The sequence below is a fragment of the Mycobacterium sp. 050128 genome, assembly GCF_036409155.1.
Classification (GTDB): Bacteria; Actinomycetota; Actinomycetes; order Mycobacteriales; family Mycobacteriaceae; genus Mycobacterium.
In genome coordinates this window covers 1541134-1563367 of sequence record NZ_JAZGLW010000001.1, presented here as the reverse complement: position 1 = coordinate 1563367, position 22234 = coordinate 1541134, and the positions used below count along the sequence as shown (strand labels likewise).

Below are 22234 nucleotides of genomic sequence, written 5' to 3'. Positions count from 1 at the left end.
CAAGGTTAACCCTCTCAGATCCGCGAGAACGAAACGGACCCCCGCCGCGCACGTCCGGACGCGGCGTCAATAGAGAAATTGAGCGCACGGCGCGTCCAGATAGGTAGAAACGCGCCCAGAAAATCGGTCCAGACCCCCGCTCACGGTAGAGTGGATTGATGCGACTGCTGCGGTGACTGGAACCGCCCGCATGAAACCCCGAGGAGAGCATTCCGACCGTGGCTGCCCAGAAGAAGAAGGCGCAAGACGAATACGGCGCGTCAGCGATCACCGTGCTCGAAGGGCTGGAGGCGGTTCGTAAACGTCCCGGCATGTACATCGGGTCCACCGGCGAGCGCGGTCTGCACCACCTCATCTGGGAGGTGGTGGACAACTCCGTTGACGAGGCGATGGCGGGCTACGCCAACCAGGTCGACGTGCGCATCCTCGACGACGGCAGCGTCGAGGTCGCCGACAACGGCCGCGGTATTCCGGTCGCCATGCACTCCACCGGTGCGCCAACGGTCGACGTTGTGATGACGCAACTGCACGCCGGCGGCAAGTTCGGTGGCGAGAACAGCGGTTACAACGTCAGTGGTGGTTTGCACGGCGTCGGTGTGTCGGTCGTCAACGCACTATCGACGCGGCTCGAGGTCGAGATCTCCCGCGACGGCCACGAGTGGTCGCAGTCCTACGACCACGCGGTGCCCGGAACCCTCAAGCAGGGTGAGGCCACCAAGAAGACCGGAACCACGATCAGGTTCTGGGCCGACCCCGACATCTTCGAAACCACCGACTACGACTTCGAGACGGTGGCCCGCCGGCTGCAGGAAATGGCATTCCTCAACAAGGGATTGACGATCAACCTCACCGACGAGCGGGTGACCCGGGAAGAGGTCGTCGACGACGTCGTCAGCGACACCGCGGATGCACCCAAGTCCGCCGAGGAAAAAGCCGCCGAGTCGAGTGCCCCGCATAAGGTCAAGCACCGGACGTTCCACTACCCCGGCGGCCTCGTCGATTTCGTCAAGCACATCAACCGCACCAAGAGCCCGATCCAGCAGAGCGTCATCGATTTCGACGGCAAGGGGCCCGGCCACGAGGTCGAGATCGCCATGCAATGGAACGGCGGCTATTCGGAGTCGGTGCACACCTTCGCCAACACCATCAACACCCACGAGGGCGGCACCCACGAGGAGGGCTTCCGCAGTGCGCTGACGTCGGTGGTCAACAAGTACGCCAAAGACAAGAAGTTGCTGAAAGAAAAGGACGCCAACCTCACCGGCGACGACATCCGCGAGGGCCTGGCCGCGGTGATCTCGGTCAAGGTCAGCGAACCGCAGTTCGAGGGCCAGACCAAGACCAAGCTGGGCAACACAGAGGTGAAGTCGTTTGTGCAGCGGGTCTGCAACGAACAGTTGACGCATTGGTTCGAGGCGAACCCCTCCGAGGCGAAAACCGTTGTGAACAAGGCGGTGTCATCGGCACAGGCCCGCATCGCGGCGCGCAAGGCGCGGGAGTTGGTGCGCCGCAAGAGCGCCACCGATCTGGGTGGGTTGCCCGGTAAACTGGCCGATTGCCGCTCCACGGATCCGAAGAAATCGGAACTGTATGTGGTGGAGGGCGATTCGGCCGGCGGCTCGGCCAAGAGCGGCCGCGACTCGATGTTTCAGGCCATCCTCCCGTTGCGCGGCAAGATCATCAACGTCGAAAAGGCCCGCATCGACCGGGTGCTGAAGAACACCGAAGTCCAGGCGATCATCACCGCGCTGGGCACCGGTATCCACGACGAGTTCGACATCACCAAGCTGCGCTACCACAAGATCGTGCTGATGGCCGATGCCGACGTTGACGGCCAACACATTTCGACGCTGTTGCTGACGCTGTTGTTCCGCTTCATGCGACCGCTGATCGAACACGGCCACGTGTTCTTGGCGCAGCCGCCGCTGTACAAGCTGAAGTGGCAGCGCAGTGAACCGGAGTTTGCCTACTCGGACCGCGAGCGCGACGGCCTGCTGGAGGCGGGCCGGGCGGCGGGCCGAAAGATCAACGCCGAGGACGGTATTCAGCGTTACAAAGGTCTCGGCGAAATGGATGCCAAGGAGCTGTGGGAGACCACGATGGACCCCTCGGTCCGGGTTTTACGTCAGATCACGCTCGACGATGCGGCCGCGGCCGACGAGCTGTTCTCCATCTTGATGGGCGAAGACGTCGAGGCTCGGCGAAGCTTTATTACCCGCAATGCCAAGGACGTTCGCTTCCTGGATGTCTGAGTGATCAGACCCGCCTCAGACCAGCCACCGCTGACCGACCGACGAGGAACAGATGACTGACACCACTTTGCCGCCGAGCGACGCAACCGGCGACCGCATCGAACCGGTGGACATCCAGCACGAGATGCAGCGCAGCTATATCGACTACGCCATGAGCGTGATCGTGGGCCGTGCGCTTCCGGAGGTGCGCGACGGCCTCAAGCCGGTGCATCGCCGGGTGCTCTATGCGATGTTCGACTCCGGCTTCCGGCCGGATCGCGGGCACGCGAAATCCGCACGCTCGGTTGCCGAGACGATGGGCAACTACCATCCGCACGGCGACTCGTCGATCTACGACACCCTGGTGCGGATGGCCCAGCCGTGGTCGCTGCGGTATCCGTTGGTCGACGGTCAGGGCAACTTCGGTTCCCCGGGCAACGACCCGCCAGCGGCGATGCGGTACACCGAGGCCCGGCTGACTCCGCTCGCGATGGAGATGTTGCGCGAAATCGACGAGGAGACAGTCGATTTCATTCCCAACTATGACGGCCGGGTGCAAGAGCCGACGGTTCTGCCCAGCCGTTTCCCCAACCTGCTGGCCAATGGTTCGGGTGGTATCGCGGTCGGCATGGCGACCAACATCCCGCCGCACAACTTGCGTGAACTCGCCGAAGCCGTGTACTGGTGCCTGGATAATCATGAGGCCGACGAAGAAGCCACCCTCGCGGCGGTCTGCGAGCGGGTCAAGGGCCCGGACTTCCCCACCCATGGTCTGATCGTCGGATCACAGGGGATCAACGACGCCTACACGACGGGCCGTGGCTCGATCCGGATGCGTGGAGTCGTTGAGGTAGAGGAAGATTCGCGCGGACGCACCTCGATCGTCATCACGGAGTTGCCCTACCAGGTCAACCATGACAACTTCATCACCTCGATCGCCGAGCAGGTGCGCGACGGCCGACTCACCGGCATCGCCAACATCGAGGACCAGTCCAGCGACCGGGTCGGCCTGCGCATCGTCGTCGAGATCAAGCGCGACGCGGTAGCCAAGGTGGTGCTGAACAACCTCTACAAGCACACCCAACTGCAGACCAGCTTCGGCGCTAACATGTTGTCGATCGTCGACGGGGTGCCCCGCACGCTGCGCCTCGACCAGATGATCCGCTACTACGTCGAGCATCAGCTCGATGTCATCATCCGGCGCACCACCTACCGGTTGCGCAAGGCCAACGAACGCGCACACATCTTGCGCGGTCTGGTCAAAGCCCTCGACGCACTTGACGAGGTCATCGCCCTGATCCGTGCGTCGGAAACCGTCGACATCGCTCGGACCGGGTTGATCGAACTACTTGACATCGACGAAATCCAGGCGCAGGCCATCCTGGACATGCAGCTACGCCGGCTGGCCGCCCTGGAACGCCAGCGCATCGTCGACGATCTGGCCAAGATCGAAGCCGAGATCGCCGACCTGGAAGACATCCTGGCCAAGCCGGAGCGGCAGCGCGCGATCGTGCACGACGAGCTCGCCGAGATCGTCGAGAAGCACGGCGACGACCGTCGCACCCGGATCATCGCGGCCGATGGCGATGTCAACGACGAGGATCTGATCGCCCGCGAAGACGTCGTCGTCACCATCACCGAGACCGGATACGCCAAGCGCACCAAGACCGACCTGTACCGCAGCCAAAAGCGCGGCGGCAAGGGTGTGCAGGGCGCTGGGCTCAAGCAGGACGACATCGTCGCGCACTTCTTCGTGTCCTCGACCCACGACTGGATCCTGTTCTTCACCACCCAGGGCCGGGTGTATCGGGCCAAGGCCTACGAACTGCCGGAGGCATCGCGGACCGCGCGCGGTCAGCACGTCGCCAACCTGCTGGCCTTCCAGCCCGAGGAACGCATCGCCCAGGTGATTCAGATCAAGGGCTACGAGGATGCGCCGTACCTGGTGCTGGCCACCCGTAACGGCCTGGTCAAAAAGACGAAGCTGACCGACTTCGACTCCAACCGGTCGGGCGGGATCGTCGCCGTGAACCTGCGCGATGGCGACGAGCTGGTCGGTGCCGTGCTCTGCTCGGCGGACGAAGACCTGCTGCTGGTCTCGGCACTGGGTCAGTCGATCCGCTTCTCGGCCACCGACGAGGCGCTGCGGCCGATGGGGCGCGCCACCTCCGGGGTTCAGGGCATGCGCTTCAACGAGGACGACTACCTGTTGTCGCTCAACGTGATTCGTGAAGATACCTATCTGCTGGTCGCCACGTCCGGGGGTTACGCCAAGCGCACCGCGATCGAGGAGTACCCGGTGCAGGGCCGCGGCGGCAAGGGGGTCCTGACCGTCCAGTACGACGTCCGGCGCGGCAGGCTGGTGGGGGCGTTGATCGTCGATGACGACAGCGAGTTGTACGCGATCACCTCGGGCGGCGGTGTCATCCGCACCACGGCGCGCCAGGTCCGCAAGGCCGGACGGCAGACCAAGGGCGTGCGGTTGATGAACCTGGGTGAGGACAACACGCTGCTGGCCATTGCGCGCAACGCCGAGGAAAGCGCGGAGGACGACATCGAGGAAGTCGACGGCGCCGAGGAGCCGCAGAGCTAGTTCGGGTGCGGCAGTGCCTGCCAAAGGACTGCCGCCGGGCACGGGCAATTAGACTCAGCCCGACCAGAGACAATGCGCGGGCCACCGACCGGGCGGCCCAGGCAGCAGAGGTAAGGAGTCGGGGTGACCTCACCGAGCGAGCCGGGTGCCCCCAAGAAGGGCGACAGCCAGAACGGGGACGTTTCGGCCGAGCGTGCCGGTGCGCACCCGCGCGGGACGCCCGCCCAGGCGGGTCGTGCCCAGGAGGGCGGGGATTCGCCGCCGTGGCAGCGCGGGGCAGCCCGGGCCGCCAATCCGGGAAATCGTCCAAGCGAACCGTCGACGGAGTCCCGGCCGCAGGGCCCGCCGGCGGGTGTCGACGCTCGCGTGAACCGCTTCATTTCCGGCGGCAACGCTGCGGGGCAGGGTCCGTCGCGCCGGGACGACTTCGACGCGCCGAGCCGTGGTGACGGGCCCACCCACGAGGCCTATGCCAGCGAATTGCCGGACCTGTCCGGCGGGATTTCCCGCGGATCGCAGCGCAGCACCACGCCGGAGCGCAGCTCGGAGTCGTCGCAGCCGGCCGGCTCGGCGCGCTCGACGAGTACGGAATCGCGGGAGAACCGGGACAGCCTCATTCAGGTCTCGCGGCGCCGCGGGGGCCCGGTCCGGGCCAGCATGCAGATCCGCCGGATCGATCCATGGAGCACCTTGAAGGTGTCTCTGATGCTTTCGGTGGCGCTGTTCTTCGTCTGGATGATCGCCGTTGCGTTCCTCTACCTGGTGCTCGGCGGCATGGGCGTGTGGGCCAAGCTCAACAGCAACGTCGGCGACTTGCTGAACAACACCAGCGGCAGCAGCGGCGAGCTGGTCTCGAGCGGGACGATCTTCGGCGGCGCCGTGCTGATCGGCTTGGTCAACATCGTGTTGTTGACGGCAATGGCCACGATCGGTGCGTTCGTCTACAACCTGACGACCGACCTGATCGGTGGCGTCGAAGTCACGTTGGCGGACCGGGATTAGTGCGGGTTTTGGGGTGGGGCGACGATTGCGGTAATCTCGTCGCTCGGCCGTACGCGAGTACGGGCCTATAGCTCAGGCGGTTAGAGCGCTTCGCTGATAACGAAGAGGTCGGAGGTTCGAGTCCTCCTAGGCCCACAACCATGTGCCCGTCAAGACGTTGTGTGAGACTTGCATTGCCGTTGGCACTGATTGCGTTGGTGGCGGCGGTACTGCGGTCACGGCGCGGGGTCGAGGTCTGGCACGTGGCGGTAGTTGATCCCACACCTGTTGGTGAGGGGCCTTAGCTCAGTTGGTAGAGCACTGCCTTTGCAAGGCAGGTGTCAGGGGTTCGATTCCCCTAGGCTCCACAAATTCAAATTGTGTTCGCCCGGTAGTCGTATTCCGCTAGTGCCAGAAATTGAAATGGCGTTCGGTTGTTGCGGGACCATCTTGGTGCGGTACGCGGGGTGGAACTCGGAAGTTTGAGTGCGGCGCCGAATTGCCGACTCCCCCATGCATGTTCGCCGCTTGCCCGGGTGGATCGCAGAGCTCCGCGTCATTTGCTCCGACCAAGTAAAATCATTCGCCAGACGAGGCGACAGCCGCAACTATTGGCTGTATCCTGCGGCTCATGATGAAATCAGCGCGCGTCGCCGGAACCGCGGCGCTGGGAGCGGCACTAACAGTCAGCGGAATTGGAATTGGCATCGCAATGGCTCCGCCCGCGTCGGCGGGCTGTCAGGGCACCGTAATCCCGGGCGAGTCTTACTGCGATAAGCCGATAGGCCCGAACGGGATCTTCGAGCGGTGCCATCAGGCGCCCAGCTACCCGGTCTTTGGCGGTCGGGGCGTGATCGAGGACGTGACGCCGCCGCCCGAGTGCTACCCGGTTGACCCCGCACAGCCGGTGCCGCTTGGGCAGCCGCCGAACCACATCGACGACTAAAGCCGAGTACATCAAAAGGCGGTACCGCATCATCGCGGTACCGCCTTTTGATGATCCGGGCGGACTTACTGGGTCGTAATTTGCGTCGGTGCAGGCGTGTTGGCGCATCCCGTCGCAGTCACCGACATCGCGGCGCCGATCAGGATCGCACCGGCGATCGCCTTCATGGTTCGACGAGACATATTGACAGCTCCGTTCATTTCGGCCCCCTGCGCGAAACGCTAAATCTGACAACGATGATTAGCCAGATCGCCTGTCGCAACGGATGGCAAACGGAGACACTGCAATTGGTGAATATTCGCCGCTACGGCGGAGACTCCTACGGGCGCGGCTGCACATCCACGCTAGGCGGGCGCGGCGACTCGGGGCTATCACGATTGACCGAGCGCCGCACGATGCTGAATGCGGCCGCGCCGCCGGCCAGCACCACGACGGCGACGCCCGCGATCAGCAAGGGCCGCTTGCCCCGGCGGCGTTGGGATTTGCGCGCATTCTGCAGCGCCTGTGGCAGGCTGGAAACCACCTCCTGCGCGGCGGCCAGTTCCTGCGCAAGGGTTTCCTGCGCTGCGGCGATGTCGCGAGCCAGTTGGCCCTCGCGGTAGCGGCGGTGCAACTCCGATGCCGTCGACTGCACCGAGTGGGCCCCCAAACCAATGGCACCGCGCGCGACGTCCACCGGTCCTATTGCCGAGTAAGCCAGGCCCCGGGACAGTCGCTGCCTAGGGGTCAGCTGGGATTCCGCCTGCGCGTTCATCTGCCGCCTTTCCGTACCGGGTCGTGGAACCTACAGACTGCCACCATGAAAACACCGGCGCTCCTATTGCCGCGTGGCGGCGGGATTTTCGGCGTCCGGCCGCGTCGAGCGACACCCGGTGCGGGCGGGTCTGTAGGGAATGGCAGACTCTGGTGTCGTGACCAACAGCCCGCACCAGACTGCCACTGCCACACTGCACACCAACCGCGGCGACATCAAGATCGCCCTGTTTGGAAACCATGCCCCCAAGACCGTCGCCAACTTCGTTGGCCTGGCGCAGGGCACCAAGGAGTACTCGACCCAAAACGCGTCGGGCAGTCCTTCCGGTCCTTTCTACGATGGCGCGGTCTTTCACAGAGTGATCCAGGGCTTCATGATCCAGGGCGGCGACCCGACCGGTACCGGCCGTGGCGGCCCGGGCTACCAGTTCGCCGACGAGTTCCACCCCGAGCTGCAGTTCGACAAGCCCTACCTGCTGGCGATGGCCAACGCCGGCCCGGGTACCAACGGCTCGCAGTTCTTCATCACCGTCGGGCAGACGCCGCACCTGAACCGGCGCCACACCATCTTCGGCGAGGTGACCGAGCCCGAGTCGCAGAAGGTGGTCGACGCGATCGCGACGACGTCGACCGACGGCAACGACCGTCCGACCGAACCGGTCGTCATCGAGTCGATCACGATCTCCTAGCCGATCGAGGCCTTTCTAGGCCGTTTCTAGGGCCGTTTCCAGCTACTCCGACTCGGCACCGTTGCGACCGGCGTAGCCGGCGTCGGTAAGCGCGTCGAGCACGTCCAACGGCTCGGTGCCGAGGTCCCAGCGGGAAAACAGCACCAGGCTGTCGTCGGCCGTTTCCACTTCGAGGAACCGCACCTTGCGTCCCATGCGGCGGAACTCGGTGATCCGAATGATCTTGATGTCGGAGTGCTGCAATACCTGCGTCCGGAACCATCCCCGAATTACCAAACCGGCGGGGGTAATTGCCAGCTTCGGGCGCGCGCGCCATGTTGCGCCCGCAAACAAGAGCAGACCCGCCCCGGCAATCCCCACCATGAGGCGGCCCGGCAGGTCTGTGACCACGGTCACACTCGCGATAGCCATGAACAACCCGCCGAGGCCACAACCAGCGACTCCCGCCGAGCGCGGCTCCCACCGTGTTTGCTGCATGCCGTACTTAGCCCCTCCCACCACTGCCGATGCAGTTATCCACATCAGCTATCAACAGTGGGGATAAATCACACGCGTGTGATTGGGTACTCACAAGGTTGCTGGCTTAGCCTCGGATCGACCCCAAGATGAATCCATTCGGTAGTTGATCTTGGTTAGTGCCAGCGCATCGTGAGCAACAAACCGGTGATCATGAAAGCGAACGCGATCGCGTAGTTCCACGGGCCAAGATGCGCCATCCAGTTGAGGGCGGTCGGCGCCTGGCTTCCGACGGCGGCCAACTGGAACACCATCAGCCAAACCAGACCGATCAGCATCAGACTCACGAACAGCGCGACGAACCACACGCTGGACGGTCCGACCTTCACTTTCACCGGCGTCCGGCTGACCGCGCTGACGGTGAAGTCGTTCTTCTTGCGGACTTTGGACTTGGGCATGATTACCTCGGGATCACGGTGAGCGGGACGGGGTGCAACGATAGCGGTTGTAGCTACCCGCAGGACTTGGCTACGAGATTAACCCACCTGGCCCCCCGACCAGGAAATTGGAGACTCGATGATCCAGACCGGCCGGTCACCTTGGCGCTTCGGTGTCCCGTTGGTTTGCCTGCTGGCCGGACTGCTGCTGGCGGCCACCCACGGGGTATCCGGTGGCGCCGAGATCCGCCGCAGCGATGCACCCCGGCTGGTCGACCTGGTGCGCGAGACCCAGGCCTCGGTGAATCGCCTCAAGGCCGAACGCGACGAACTGGAAGGCAAGATCGACTCGACGCATCTGCGGTCTTCCGATGCCGCATTGACGGCCATGCTGCGTCGTTCGGCCGAGCTGGCGGCCGAGGCGGACATGACCCCGGTGCATGGGCCCGGCCTGGTGGTGACACTCGATGACGCCCAGCGTGACGCCAACGGACGCTTCCCGCGCGATGCCTCCCCCGACGACCTGGTGGTGCACCAGCAAGACATCCAGGCCGTCCTCAACGCCCTGTGGAGTGCTGGCGCGGAGGCGATCCAGATGCAGGATCAACGGATCATCGCGTCGTCGGTGCCGCGCTGCGTCGGCAACACGCTGCTGCTCAACGGCCGTACCTACAGCCCGCCCTACACGGTCACCGCGATCGGTAATGCCACGGCCATGCAGGCGGCCCTGGCCGCCGCTCCCCTGGTGATCCTCTACAAGCAGTACGTCGTCCGGTTCGGGCTCGGCTACCACGAGGACGCCAAGCCCGACGTGCAGATCGTCGGCCACACCGAACCCGTCCGGATGCATTTCGCGCAGCCGGCCGGCCCGGTCGGCTACTGAGGGCCCACTGAGCACTGACCAGTGGTCGGCAGGGCGGTAACCTGACACGATGCGCATCCTGGTTGTCGACAACTACGACAGCTTCGTGTTCAACCTCGTGCAGTACTTGGGGCAACTCGGAGTCGAGGCTGACGTATGGCGCAACGACGACGCCAGGCTCTCCGACCCACCAGACAGCCACGCCGCCATCGCCGCGCGGTTCGACGGTGTGTTGCTCAGTCCCGGACCGGGCACCCCGGAGCGCGCGGGTGCGTCGATCGACCTGGTCCGCGCGTGCGCCGCGGCGGCCACCCCGCTGCTGGGCGTCTGCCTCGGGCACCAGGCCATCGGCGTCGCGTTCGGCGCCACCGTCGACCGTGCGCCCGAATTGCTACACGGCAAGACCAGCAGTGTCCACCACACCAATGTCGGTGTGCTGCAAGGGCTTCCGGATCCTTTTACTGCGACTCGCTACCACTCGCTGACGATCCTGCCCGAATCGCTGCCGCCAGTGCTCGAGGTGACGGCCCACACCCGCAGCGGGGTCATCATGGCGGTGCGTCATACCGAGCTGCCGATCCACGGTGTGCAGTTCCATCCGGAGTCGATCCTCACCGAGGGCGGTCACCGGATGCTGGCCAACTGGCTGGCCTATTGCGGGTGGTCGCGCGATGACACCCTGATCCGCCGGCTGGAGAACGAGGTTCGTTCCGCGGTGCGGCCGTATTTCCCGGCCGAACCGGCGGTTACTGACCGAACTTCAGCGTGATGATGCCGTCCCGGTTGACCCCGGCGCCGGCGGGCGGGTTCTGATACACCACCTTGTGGGACTGCGAGCCGCCGGCGTCGACGTCGGCGCCCTTGTCCAGGACTCCGGTCCAGCCCAGCGCGCGTAGCCGTGGTTCGGCGTCGGTCCAGAACATGCCCGTCAGGTCGGGCATCAGGAACTGATTGCCCTTGGACACCTGCAGCTCGATGATCGAGTCCACCGGAACCGTCTGCCCCTTGGGTGGATTGGTCCCGATGACCTCGCCGGCCGGCCGCGGGCTGTCCACCGGCGTCTGGGTGAGCTTGGTGAAGCCGTAGACCGTGAGGTTCTTCTGCGCGATGTCGACGGTCTGACCCGCGACATCGGGCACCTGCTTGGTCTCGGGTCCGGAGCCCACGATCACGGTGATCAAGTTGGTGATGGCCGACGTCTGGTTGGCCGGCGGGTTGGTGCCGATCACCTTGCCCAGCAGGTCCGGGGTCGACGGCGAGTTCGCCTGTTTGAACTTGGTGAACCCGGCGGCTTTCAGCTTGCTCACCGCGTCGGAGTAACTCATCGAGGACACGTCGGGCACTTCGCGCTGTTCGGGTCCGGTCGAGACGTTGATCGTGATCTCGTCGCCAGCCGCCACCGACGCATTGGCGCCGGGGTCGGTGTTGATCACATGGTCGGGCGGGATCGACGAATCGGGCTTTTGCAGCGTGCGGGTCTTGAAGCCGCGGTTCTGCAGGGCCGCAACGGCATCGGCGGACACCTGACCTCGCATGTCGGGCACTTGCACGTCGCGGGTCGAGCCGCCGAACGTGTTGAACGCGATGACGACGACAATCGTCAGCACCGCCAGCACGGCGACCGCGACGACCCAACGACCGATGGGACCGCCCATCCGATCGGGGTCGGTCTCGGTGAGGCGTTGGCGAGCCATCGGGTCGGTGCGCGGACCCCCGTGGCCGGACCCCGTCGAGGCCATCAGCGAGGTCCGCTCGGCGTCGGTGAAAACCCGTGGTGCTTCGGGTGTTTCACCATTGTGCACCCGCACCAGGTCGGCGCGCATCTCCGCCGCGGTCTGATACCGGTTGTCCGGGTTCTTGGCCAACGCCTTGAGTACGACGGCGTCGAGGTCGGGCGAAATGCCCGCATGCCGTTTCGATGGCGGCACCGGGTCTTCCCGGACATGTTGGTAGGCAACCGAAACCGGTGAGTCGCCGGTGAAAGGTGGCTCTCCGGTCAGGATTTCGTAGAGCACACAACCCAGCGAGTAGACATCGGAGCGGGCGTCGACGGAATCGCCGCGGGCCTGCTCCGGCGAGAGGTACTGCGCGGTGCCGATCACGGCCGCGGTCTGGGTGACGCTGTTGCCGCTGTCGGCGATGGCCCGCGCGATGCCGAAGTCCATCACCTTGACCGCGTTGGTCGTGCTGATCATGATGTTCGCCGGTTTGACGTCGCGGTGGATGATGCCGTTCTGGTGGCTGAAGTTCAGGGCCTGGCAGGCGTCGGCGATGATCTCGATCGCGCGGCGCGGCGGCAGGGGCCCGTCGTTGTGCACGATATCGCGCAGCGTGACGCCGTCGACGTATTCCATGACGATGTAGGGCAGCGGACCCGCGGGCGTCTCGGCCTCGCCGGTGTCGTAGACGGCGACGATCGCCGGGTGATTGAGCGCCGCGGCGTTTTGCGCCTCGCGACGAAAGCGCAAGTAGAAGCTCGGATCGCGCGCCAGATCGGCGCGCAGCACTTTCACCGCGACGTCGCGGTGCAAGCGGACGTCGCGGGCTAAGTGAACCTCCGACATACCGCCGAAACCGAGGATGTCGCCCAGTTCGTAACGGTCGGACAGGTGCTGAGGGGTGGTCATTGCGGTGTCTCGTATCGGGCCGCCGACCGGCTGGGCGTCGAGGGGGTAGCCCAGCTCAGTTCGGGTGGCCTGCGGTGGAGTCCAGAATTACTTATCCCGGCGCGATCCGTCCAATCCAGTCGCAAACTGGGGCCGGAACCGCTGGGGGTCTTGCTCGCGGGCGGCGTCCCGGTGTCGGTGACCGTCGGAGGCGGAGGCTGCTGCTGGGTGTCGCCGCGGGAATTGATGACGATCAGCACCGCGATGATGATGGCGAGCGCGCCCAGCACTCCGGCCGCCCACAGCAGCGCGCGCTGCCCCGACGAAAAGGTGCGACGGGCCGGCGGTGGACGACGACTGCTCGTGGCCGGCCGGGACCGGCTGGGTGCACCGGCCCGCGCACTGGGCGCGGCGGTCGTGCGGGCCTGCGGGCTGGACGGAATGGCCGCCGGCGCGGCCCGTCCGGGCGGCGGTGACTGGCTGGGCCGCGGCGGACGGCGCCCGGCGCGGACCGCGGCCACGGCGTCGGCGAACGGGCCCCCGCTGCGGTAGCGCATGCCGGGGTTCTTCACCAGCGTGATCTCGATGAGTTCGCGCACGTTGGGCGGAAGTTCGGGCGGCAGCGGCGGCGGTGGCTCCTTGATGTGCTTCATCGCGACCGTCAGGGCGCCGTCACCGGTGAACGGCCGTTTGCCCGAAACCACTTCGTAGCCAACAACTCCCAGGGAGTACACGTCGCTGGAGGGGGTGGCGTCATGGCCCAGCGCCTGTTCGGGCGCGATGTATTGAGCGGTGCCCATCACCATGCCGGTCTGGGTGACCGGGGCGGCGTCGACGGCCTTGGCGATGCCGAAGTCGGTGATCTTCACCTGGCCGGTCGGGGTGATCAGGATGTTGCCGGGTTTGACGTCGCGGTGGACCAGCCCGGCGGCGTGCGCGATCTGCAGCGCGCGGCCCGTCTGCTCGAGCATGTCCAAGGCGTGCCGCAGGGATAGCCGGCCGGTGCGCTTGAGTACCGAGTTCAACGGCTCGCCGTTGACCAGCTCCATCACCAGATAGGCGGTGCGGCCCTCGCCGTCCATCTGGCTCTCGCCGTAGTCGTGCACGGCGGCGATGCCGGGGTGGTTGAGCATCGCGGTGGTGCGCGCCTCGGCGCGGAACCGCTCGATGAACTCGGGGTCCTGCGAAAACTCCGCCTTGAGAACCTTGACGGCCACGCGCCGGCCCAGCCGACTGTCCACCGCCTCCCAGACCTGGCCCATGCCGCCGGTGGCGATGAGTCGCTGCAGCCGGTACCGGCCCGACAGCGTCACTCCAACTCGGGGGCTCATGGCTTGCCTCCCGCGCGCTCCGGTCCTCGCACGTTCCGTGCTGCGATCCTCACGTGCGCTCGCCTGCGGAAGCTCATGGGCCCCCCTGCAGTGCGGCCTGGATGACGGCCCGTCCGATCGGCGCCGCGAGCGCCCCGCCGGTCGCAGCGAGGCGGTCGGCACCGTTCTCCACGAGCACGGCCACGGCAACCTTCGGTGCCTGCGCGGGCGCGAACGCGATGTACCACGCGTGCGGCGGAGTGTTGCGCGGGTCGGCGCCATGCTCTGCGGTACCGGTCTTGGATGCGATCTGCACGCCGGGAATGGCCCCTTTCTGCTGTGCAGCCTTCTCGGCACCGACCATGAGCTCTGTCAGCTTAGCGGCGATCTGCGGCGATACCGCGCGACGCTGCTGATAGGGCGCAGTCGTGCTGATGTTGGCCAAGTCCGGTCCCTTGAGGCTCTCGACCAGGTAAGGCTGCATCGTTACGCCGTCGTTCGCGATGGTCGCGGCGATCTCCGCGTTCTGCAGCGGGGTCAGCGCCACGTCCTTCTGCCCGATGCTAGACATCCCGAGAGCGGCGGCATCCGCGATTATTCCAACCGTCGATTCCGCGACCTGAAGCGGAATCACGCTCGGGCTGCTGTCCAGGCCGAACGAATGCGCCATGCTGCGCAGCGCCTCGGACCCGGTAAGGATGCCCAGCTGGACAAATGCGGTGTTGCACGACTTGGCGAAGGCTTCGCTGAGCGACACGGTGGGTTGGTCGCCACACGGCGTGCCACCGTAGTTCTCCAATGTCGCGGTGCTGTTGGGCAGCGGGATCGTCGGCGCCGCGGTCAGCTGCTCGTCGTCCTTGGCACCGGCCTGCAGCGCCGCCGCGGTGGTAATCACCTTGAACGTCGACCCGGGTGGATAGGTCTCCGAGATCGCACGGTTGGTGAGCGGGTTGTCCGGATCGTCGCGCAGCCGCTGCCATGCCTGCGCCTGCACCTCGGGGTCGTGCGAGGCCAGCAGGTTGGGGTCATATGACGGCGAGGACACCATGGCCAGAATCTTGCCGGTGGAGGGCTCCAGGGCCACCACGGCTCCCTTGCACGGCGGCCCGCCGCAACCCTGCTGCATCCCGTCCCAGGCCGCCTGCTGCATCCGGGGGTTGATCGTGGTGTCGACATTGCCGCCGCGGGGATCGCGGCCGGTGAAGAAGTCGGCCAGCCGGCGCCCGAACAGTCGCTCGTCGGAACCGTTGAGCAGCGCGTCCTCGGCGCGCTCCAGGCCGGAGCTGGAATAGCGCAGCGAATAGAAGCCGGTGATCGGCGCGTACACAGCGGGGTTGGGGTACACCCGCAGGAAACGGAACCGGCTGTCGGTGGCCACCGAGTAGGCCAGCAGCTGGCCGCCCGCGATGATCTGGCCGCGCTGACGCGAGTACTCGTCGAGCAGGACGCGCTGATTGCGCGGGTCGGCCCGCAGCCCGTCAGCGGCGAACACTTGCGTCATGGTGGCGTTGAGAAGGAGGAGCACGATCAACGCCATCACGGTCATTGAGATCCGGCGGAGAGAGGTGTTCATACCTTCTGGATCACCTCGGTGCCGGCCGCAGCGAGCGGCGACGTGTCACGAGTGCGGGAGCGCAAGGGGTGTCGGGCGCTGTGCGAGATCCGCGCCAGGATGGCCAACAGCACATAGTTGGCCAGCAATGAGGATCCGCCGTACGACATCCAGGGCGTTGTCAGTCCGGTCAGCGGAATGAGCTGCGTGACACCGCCGACGACGATGAACAGCTGGATCGCCAGCGTCGATGCTAGACCCGCGGCCAGCAGCTTGCCGAAGCTGTCGCGGGTCGCGATCGCCGTGCGCATGCCCCGGACGATCACGATGGTGTACAGCATGAGAAGGGCCGCCAGACCCACTAATCCAAGCTCTTCGCCGAAGGCGGCGATGATGAAATCGGTGGACGCGGCCGGCACCGTGTCGGGCTGGCCGTTGCCCAGACCGGTGCCGAAGATGCCCCCGGTAGCAAAGCTGAACAGTGACTGCACGATCTGGTAGCCGCTGCCGTCGGGGTCGGAGAACGGGTCCCACCACATCTGCACGCGAGTCCGTACGTGCGCGAAAATGAAATACGCGACAACGCTTCCCGCGGCGAACAACACCAGCCCGATGATCACCCAGCTGAACCGCTGGGTGGCCAGGTAGACCACCACCAGAAACGACGCATACAGCAGTAGCGATGTGCCGAGGTCTTTTTCGAAGACCATCACACCGATCGAGATCACCCACGCCGCCAACAGCGGTGCGAGGTCTCGGGCGCGGGGCAGGGTCATTCCCATCAGGTGCTTACCGACGCTGGTGAACAGGCCGCGCTTGGCGACCAGCACCGCGGAGAAAAAGATCAGCAGCAGAATTTTGGAGAACTCGGCGGGCTGAATTGAGAAGCCCGGCAAGCGAATCCAGATCTTGGCGCCGTTCTGCTCGGACAGCGAGGCCGGCAGGAGGGCGGGGACCGCCAAGAAGACCAGACCCGTGAGCCCAAAAATGTAGCCGTACCGCGCAAGCTGGCGGTGGTCCTTGAGGAACGTGACGACGAGCGCGAACGCGGCGACGCTGACCAGGGTCCACAGCATCTGCTGGGTTGCGCTTGCGTGATGACGACCGCTGAGCTCGCTGCCGACAAGGTCGAGCCGGTGGATCATCACCAAACCAAGTCCGTTGAGCAGCGCCACAATCGGGAGCAGGAGCGGATCGGTGTAGGGGGCGAAGCGCCTGATGGTCAGGTGCGCGCCGCCGAACAAGGCCAGGAAGGCCAACCCGTAGCTGGCCACACCCCAGCGCAGGCCGCGTTCCTGGTTGGCGTCGACGATCAGCAAGGCGGCGACGGTGATGACCGCGGCGAAGCACAACAACAGGAACTCGGAGTTGCGCCGAGTCCGCAGCGGCGGCGTCACCGTGACCGGCGGTTGGACCTGTGTGGTCATGCAGCCGCCCGGCAGTCGATGCCCGGCTGAGGTGGGGGTGGCGGGAGCGTAGTCACCGTCGGGGAAGGGGTCGTGGGCGACGGGGTCGCGGGCGGTGCTGGCGGGGTACTGGCGGGGGCGGTACTCGGAGCTGTGCTGCTGGGTGGGGGGCCGCTGGACGGGGTGGTGGGTGCGGGGGCACTCGGCGGTGTCGTACCGCTGGTCGCCGGGCTCGGTGACCCGGGTGGTGACGTCGCGCGAGGCGGCGGGCAGGGCGGCAGGAGGTTGTTGGCCGACAATTCCTTCAACTGCGACTCGGCCTCATCGAGCGTCCCGGCCGGAAGCCCGGCCAGCACTTGCGCGCGCGCGGCGGGGCGCAGATCCTGCAACTGCATGAGCCGGCAGTCGAGGTGGCCACCGGACTGGCTGAAGCTGATGATCGATAAGTCGTTGCGTGCGTTGAGACAGCCCACCAAATAGGGTTCGTGCAGGGACATGCCCAACAGTGACCCTTGAATCCCCTTCATGATCGAGACCATGCCGTTGTATTCGGCGACGTAGTAGTTGCTCCGGATGATGGCTCGCCCGATGGCCAGGCCGGTGAGTGCCAGCAGTACCACCAGCGTGACGACGATAAACATCCGCCGCCACGCAAAGCGTGGCCGGGGCGCTGGCTCCTCTTGTGGCACAACGCGTTTGGCGGCCTCTTTGCGGGGACCGATCGCGGAAGCCCGGCCCGCCGAGGTGTTGGGCAGCGTCAGCTGGTCTTCCTCACCGGATACCGCACCGGCAAGAATCGGCTGGGTCTGGCCGTAGTCGTAGTCGACGACATCGGCGACCACCACCGTCACGTTGTCGGGACCGCCGCCGCGCAGCGCCAATTCGATGAGGCGGTAAGCACTTTCGGCTACGTCCGGAATCTGCAGCGCCTCGTGGATGGTCTCGTCGCTGACCGGATCGGACAGCCCGTCGGAGCAGAGCAGGTAGCGGTCACCGGCGCGGGCTTCGCGCATCGTCAAAGTGGGCTCGACCTCGTGGCCGGTCAGCGCCCGCATGATCAGCGATCGCTGCGGATGGCTGTGCGCCTCTTCCTTCGTGATCCGCCCTTCGTCGACCAAGGTTTGGACGAAGGTGTCGTCCTTGGTGATCTGGGCCAGCTCGCCGTCGCGGAGCAGATAGCCGCGCGAGTCTCCGATGTGCACCAACCCAAGACGGTTGCCCGCGAACAGGATTGCGGTCAGCGTGGTGCCCATCCCTTCGAGGTCGGGCTCCATCTCTACCTGGGCGGCGATGGCCGAATTGCCGGCGCGCACCGCGGCATCGAGCTTGGCGAGCAGGTCGCCACCGGGTTCGTCATCGTCGAGGTGAGCCAATGCGGCGATCACCAACTGGGACGCGACCTCGCCGGCCGCGTGGCCGCCCATGCCGTCGGCCAGGGCCAGAAGTCGAGCGCCGGCGTAGACCGAGTCTTCGTTATTGGCGCGCACCAGGCCGCGATCGCTGCGCGCGGCATATCGCAGGACCAGGCTCACGAGCGCCACTCCTCGATCCCGGCGATGCCGGGATCATCGTCGTCGGCGCGGCTCACGGGCGCAGCTCGATTGCCGTCTTGCCGATCCGGATCGGCGTTCCGATAGGAACTCGTACCGCAGTGGTCACCTTCGCCCTGTCAAGGTAAGTGCCGTTGGTCGATCCTAGATCCTCGACGTACCATTCGGAGCCGCGCTGAGACAGCCGGGCATGCCGCGTCGAGGCGTAGTCGTCGGTCAGCACCAGCGTCGAGTCGTCCGCACGTCCGATCAACACCGGCTGCCCGCTGAGCGTGATGCGTGCACCTGCCAGCGCTCCTTCGGTCACCACCAGATAGCGGGCGGCATGGCGGCGCTGGCGAGACGGCAGCAACGTGCCGCGCAATACCAAACCGCGGCGAACCATGACCGCACCGGTTGGTGCGTAGATGTCAGTCTTCAAGATCCGGAGAACGGACCAGATGAATACCCATAACAGCATTAAAAATCCGGCGCGCGTCAGCTGCAGTACCAGTCCCTGCATCTGGCGTCCTTTCCGTCCTGGCGCCGCACCTCATGAAACCAAGCAACGTCACGATACTTGGAGGGTGGTCGACGCGGGGCGAAGCACGGCAGCTTATGCCCGGTGCGTTCAGTGGATCCGAACGATGATCTCCGAGTGGCCCAAACGGATCACGTCGCCATCGGCCAACTGCCACTCCTGTACCGGCGCGTTGTTCACAGTCGTGCCGTTGGTGGAGTTGAGGTCGGACAACAGCGCGACCTGTCCGTCCCAGCGGATTTCCAAGTGGCGCCGGGACACACCGGTGTCCGGCAACCGGAACTGGGCGTCTTGTCCGCGACCGACGATGTTGGAGCCTTCGCGAAGCTGGTAGGTGCGGCCGCTGCCGTCGTCGAGCTGCAGCGTGACCGCCGCCCCGGCGGACGCATAACCGCCCTGGCCGTAACCGCCGTAGCCGCCGCCGGCCTGCTGGGCATAGTCGGCCTGCTGACCGTAGTCGGCCGGCGGGCTGTACTCGCCCGGTTGGCCGTACTCGTAATCGCGGTGGGCGGTCTCGGGGTATCCACCGCCGGCCGGCTGGCCGTATCCACCGGGCGGGACGTTCTCCGCGTACTGCGTATAGTCGCCGCCACCGTACTCCGGCTGGGCGCCGTAACCCTGGCCACCTTGCTGGTAACCCTGGTCGTATCCGCCGCCCTGCTCGGGGTAGGACGGCCGCGGCGGTTCGGGCACGCTCGGGGCGCCTGGAGGGGCGTAGCCGCCTTCGTCGGGACGAGCCGGCCCGCGACCGTACTCGCTGTAACCGCCGCCGTAGCCCTGCTGGCCACCGGCGGGCTGCCCGCCGGGCTGACCGTAGCCGCCGCCACCTTGCCGGTAGCCCTGGTCGTAACCTTGCCCGCCTTGGTCGTAACCTTGCCCGCCTTGGTCGTAACCCGGGCCGCCATATCCGCCACCACCGGCAGGCGGACGCTGCTCATACGACGGTGGGTAGCCGCCCTGACCCTGGTCGTAGCCGCGACCCTGGTCCGGGTAGCCGCCCTGACCTGGGTAGCCACCCTGCGGCGGATAACCGCCTTGTTCGGGATAGCCCCCGCGCTGGTCGGGGTAGCCGCCCTGCTCGGGGTACCCGCCGCGCTGGTCGGGGTAGCCGCCCTGGTCGGGGTGGCGAGGCGCCTGGTATCCGCCCTGCGGCGGGTAGCCGGCCTGCTCCGGCGGATATCCCCCGCGAGGGTCGGATCCGCCCGGGGGCTCCTGGCCGCCGCGCTGGTCGTCTTGCGGACGCCCGTAACGCTCGTCGTAATACTCGTCGCCGGGACGCCCCTGCCCCTGACCGCGGTAGCTCGAGTTGTCAGTCATTGGTGGTACTCCTGGTTCTGCGCTGAACGCCTGACTTGATTGTGGCCGGGCGGGGTCATTGAACTTCGTGCGGGGCTCGACATCGGGGTTGACAGCACCGCGGGCGCGAAACTGTCCGGTATGCAGGCTCGGCAACTGCTCGAACCGAACGACGACATCACCATACGTTTCCCACCCCTGTTCATGGATATAGTCGGCCAGGTATCTGCCGAATGCGCTCGACGTCAGATCCGGATCGGCGCCCACCTTCTCGAAGTCGTGCACACCGAGGGTAATGACGTATTCGTTAGGCGCCAAAAAGTGATTCCCGCGAAGCGCTTGCAGGCCGTCCTCGGCTTCACGGCGCAATAACGCCTCAACCTCCTGGGGGACAATCGAACCCCCGAACATGCGGGCAAATGCGTCGCCGACGGTCGACTCCAGCCTGCGCTCGATCCGGGCAGCGAGCCCCCGTTGGCTACCCACGCTTCAGCGCTCGCCCGCACTTGTCGCGGTATATCGCCGGCGCAAGGCAAACCACTCGCCTGCGTGTCGCATCACCCATGCATGTTATCGGGACACGGTGAGGCTCCGTCACCGTGAGAATTCTGAGAATCGCATCCATGCAGGTCAAACCGGTTTCATGGCGCTGCCGCCGGGCACCGAACAGGCTCGTTCGGTCACCGGAGCGGTTAGGGCGAATGGCCACTACAGTGATATGGTCCATCGGTTGTTTTCCCCGGGCGAGTGGCGGAATGGCAGACGCGCTGGCTTCAGGTGCCAGTGTCCTTCGGGACGTGGGGGTTCAAGTCCCCCTTCGCCCACCACAGCGGTTCGATGAATCCGCAGGCGTAAAGGCCACGAACTCTGCGAGTGTCGTGGCCTTTTCCAATTGCCGGCCATGGCACCGCGATTAGCCAATCGGGTGACTACCCCGTCGGCATTGAGGTCGGTAGAACTTGAGCCATGACCGACACAGTCAAGGTCACGATCGATCGCAGCTCGGTGGCGATGGGAGACGATGTCGAATCCCATCGAGAATTTTGGATATTCCATGACGAAGCGACCGTCGACGATCTTCTGGTTGAGATCTCGGCCCACTACATCCCGGGGGTTGCGGGGCCCGCGGGGTGGCGCGTCGACGTCAACACGGATGAGTTGAACCGCCGCAGCGACATCGGCCTGATCTACACCCGTGACGACCTCCGCCAGGAAGACCGAATCTGCCGATTGGTGCCCGGCAAAACAACATTGGGTGACTTGGTCCGACGCGCCAATTCTGTGGAGCTCGATGTCCGTGCCAGCTATATGACCTGGGACATGGGGCGCCCACTAACTTTCAGCGAGGTGACGGCCGGAAGCACCTTCACCGGTTCTCAACCGGTGAAGCTGGAATCCGAAGCAGCAGCCGAGGCCAAGCGCGACTGGGTTCTGCTCCGTGAACTGGATCGGCGAGCCGCGGCCGTCACCGGCACGCGGCGGGACTGGATTCGCAACAACATCGTCTGGGCGGCACCGCCGCCGCCTGGCTCCGAAGCCTTCGTCGCCCGCAGTTTTCACTTCCTCACCAGGCTGCACTGCCCCGCCAGCATGAAGGTCGCAGCTGCGCTGCTGGGAACCGACGACGCCGAGTACGAGGACTTGGAGACGCTGGTCGATATCGACAGTCGGCCCGCAGCGGTGATCATGGCGGCGGTGCTTGCCGCTTTCGAGTGGCATACCGCGAACCGCGGCTGGCAAGGCGGGGAACGCGACTACTGCAAGGTGTATCTCGAATTTCTAGCAAGATGCGGCTACCAGCTGTCCCCGGTTGAAGAAGTTCTGGCGGGTCGAATCACTTTGCAGGAGCTCACATTCTCGACGGACGACACCGCCCGGCTCGAACGCATTCGGGAACTGCGCGCCCAGCAGTATCGGCTGCGCAATGATCGCTACTACGCGAAGACCCTCAGCGACGAGCAGTACAAATCCGCGATCGGCCACGTCCACGCCGAACTGTCGGCACTGGGAGAGCTTCCCGGCCCTATATAGGGACCGGGATTGGTC

General features: G+C 65.6%; 18 protein-coding genes and 3 tRNA genes. 11 read left to right on the top strand and 10 right to left on the bottom strand.

What is annotated here, in order from left to right:
* Window positions 1-218 precede the first annotated feature (218 nt).
* The 6 genes from gyrB to SKC41_RS07560 all read left to right on the top strand — a co-directional run bounded on the left by gyrB (window position 219) and on the right by SKC41_RS07560 (window position 6751).
* On the top strand, window positions 219-2252 hold the full coding sequence (gene gyrB, locus SKC41_RS07585; RefSeq protein ID WP_330977065.1) for a DNA topoisomerase (ATP-hydrolyzing) subunit B: 2034 nt from the start codon (window positions 219-221) through the stop codon (window positions 2250-2252).
* 52 nt (window positions 2253-2304) lie between these two features.
* Window positions 2305-4824 (top strand): DNA gyrase subunit A, encoded by a 2520-nt coding sequence (gene gyrA / locus SKC41_RS07580; protein WP_330977064.1) that lies wholly within the window; start codon window positions 2305-2307, stop codon window positions 4822-4824.
* A gap of 123 nt (window positions 4825-4947) precedes the next feature.
* On the top strand, window positions 4948-5826 hold the full coding sequence (locus SKC41_RS07575) for a DUF3566 domain-containing protein (protein ID WP_330977063.1): 879 nt from the start codon (window positions 4948-4950) through the stop codon (window positions 5824-5826).
* Between the two features lie 61 nt (window positions 5827-5887).
* Window positions 5888-5961: transfer RNA gene (locus SKC41_RS07570), tRNA-Ile, on the top strand.
* Window positions 5962-6100: 139 nt separating this feature from the next.
* A tRNA-Ala gene (locus SKC41_RS07565) sits at window positions 6101-6173 on the top strand.
* Window positions 6174-6436: 263 nt separating this feature from the next.
* Window positions 6437-6751 (top strand): CDGP domain-containing protein, encoded by a 315-nt coding sequence (locus SKC41_RS07560; RefSeq protein WP_330977062.1) that lies wholly within the window; start codon window positions 6437-6439, stop codon window positions 6749-6751.
* A 319-nt stretch (window positions 6752-7070) separates the two neighbouring features.
* Here the strand turns inward: SKC41_RS07560 and cwsA are convergent, their stop codons facing one another.
* Complete coding sequence (gene cwsA / locus SKC41_RS07555) at window positions 7071-7505, bottom strand: cell wall synthesis protein CwsA (protein WP_330977061.1); 435 nt, start codon at window positions 7503-7505, stop codon at window positions 7071-7073.
* A gap of 139 nt (window positions 7506-7644) precedes the next feature.
* On the opposite strand from cwsA, the gene SKC41_RS07550 reads away from it, so the two are divergent.
* A complete protein-coding gene (locus tag SKC41_RS07550) occupies window positions 7645-8193 on the top strand; it encodes a peptidylprolyl isomerase (RefSeq protein ID WP_330977060.1) in 549 nt (182 codons plus the stop codon).
* 42 nt (window positions 8194-8235) lie between these two features.
* Here the strand turns inward: SKC41_RS07550 and SKC41_RS07545 are convergent, their stop codons facing one another.
* Together SKC41_RS07545 and crgA are read right to left on the bottom strand one after the other, a co-directional pair.
* The gene (locus tag SKC41_RS07545) at window positions 8236-8670 is read right to left on the bottom strand and encodes a PH domain-containing protein (RefSeq protein ID WP_330977059.1); all 435 of its coding nucleotides are present in this window, start codon (window positions 8668-8670) and stop codon (window positions 8236-8238) included.
* A gap of 155 nt (window positions 8671-8825) precedes the next feature.
* A complete protein-coding gene (gene crgA, locus SKC41_RS07540) occupies window positions 8826-9107 on the bottom strand; it encodes a cell division protein CrgA (protein ID WP_090598002.1) in 282 nt (93 codons plus the stop codon).
* A gap of 118 nt (window positions 9108-9225) precedes the next feature.
* Between crgA and SKC41_RS07535 the strand changes: the two genes are divergently transcribed.
* Together SKC41_RS07535 and SKC41_RS07530 are read left to right on the top strand one after the other, a co-directional pair.
* The gene (locus SKC41_RS07535) at window positions 9226-9969 is read left to right on the top strand and encodes a DUF881 domain-containing protein (protein WP_330977058.1); all 744 of its coding nucleotides are present in this window, start codon (window positions 9226-9228) and stop codon (window positions 9967-9969) included.
* Window positions 9970-10018: 49 nt separating this feature from the next.
* Entirely contained in the window at window positions 10019-10717 is a 699-nt protein-coding gene (locus SKC41_RS07530; RefSeq protein ID WP_330977057.1) for an aminodeoxychorismate/anthranilate synthase component II, read from the top strand.
* Here the strand turns inward: SKC41_RS07530 and pknB are convergent.
* From pknB to SKC41_RS07495, 7 genes are all read right to left on the bottom strand, one after another.
* Window positions 10695-12575 carry a Stk1 family PASTA domain-containing Ser/Thr kinase gene (pknB, locus tag SKC41_RS07525; RefSeq protein ID WP_330977056.1) on the bottom strand — a complete coding sequence of 627 codons (1881 nt, stop codon included), beginning with the start codon at window positions 12573-12575 and terminating at the stop codon, window positions 10695-10697. The genes SKC41_RS07530 and pknB overlap by 23 nt on opposite strands.
* Complete coding sequence (locus SKC41_RS07520) at window positions 12572-13885, bottom strand: serine/threonine-protein kinase (protein ID WP_330977055.1); 1314 nt, start codon at window positions 13883-13885, stop codon at window positions 12572-12574. Before SKC41_RS07520 ends, pknB begins: the two co-directional genes overlap by 4 nt.
* Window positions 13886-13958: 73 nt before the next feature.
* Window positions 13959-15437, bottom strand: coding sequence for a D,D-transpeptidase PbpA (gene pbpA, locus SKC41_RS07515; protein WP_330977054.1), 1479 nt, complete (start codon window positions 15435-15437; stop codon window positions 13959-13961).
* On the bottom strand, window positions 15434-16843 hold the full coding sequence (locus SKC41_RS07510) for an FtsW/RodA/SpoVE family cell cycle protein (RefSeq protein ID WP_330977053.1): 1410 nt from the start codon (window positions 16841-16843) through the stop codon (window positions 15434-15436). The genes pbpA and SKC41_RS07510 overlap by 4 nt, the downstream gene beginning before the upstream one ends.
* On the bottom strand, window positions 16840-18354 hold the full coding sequence (locus tag SKC41_RS07505) for a PP2C family protein-serine/threonine phosphatase (RefSeq protein WP_330977052.1): 1515 nt from the start codon (window positions 18352-18354) through the stop codon (window positions 16840-16842). The genes SKC41_RS07510 and SKC41_RS07505 overlap by 4 nt, the downstream gene beginning before the upstream one ends.
* Window positions 18355-18406: 52 nt before the next feature.
* Complete coding sequence (locus tag SKC41_RS07500; protein WP_025738168.1) at window positions 18407-18874, bottom strand: FHA domain-containing protein FhaB/FipA; 468 nt, start codon at window positions 18872-18874, stop codon at window positions 18407-18409.
* Between the two features lie 108 nt (window positions 18875-18982).
* Window positions 18983-20674 (bottom strand): DUF3662 and FHA domain-containing protein, encoded by a 1692-nt coding sequence (locus tag SKC41_RS07495; protein WP_330977051.1) that lies wholly within the window; start codon window positions 20672-20674, stop codon window positions 18983-18985.
* A 255-nt stretch (window positions 20675-20929) separates the two neighbouring features.
* Here SKC41_RS07495 and SKC41_RS07490 point away from each other — a divergent pair.
* Both SKC41_RS07490 and SKC41_RS07485 read left to right on the top strand, forming a co-directional pair.
* A tRNA-Leu gene (locus tag SKC41_RS07490) sits at window positions 20930-21015 on the top strand.
* A gap of 139 nt (window positions 21016-21154) precedes the next feature.
* The gene (locus SKC41_RS07485; RefSeq protein WP_330977050.1) at window positions 21155-22219 is read left to right on the top strand and encodes a hypothetical protein; all 1065 of its coding nucleotides are present in this window, start codon (window positions 21155-21157) and stop codon (window positions 22217-22219) included.
* Window positions 22220-22234: the final 15 nt, after the last annotated feature.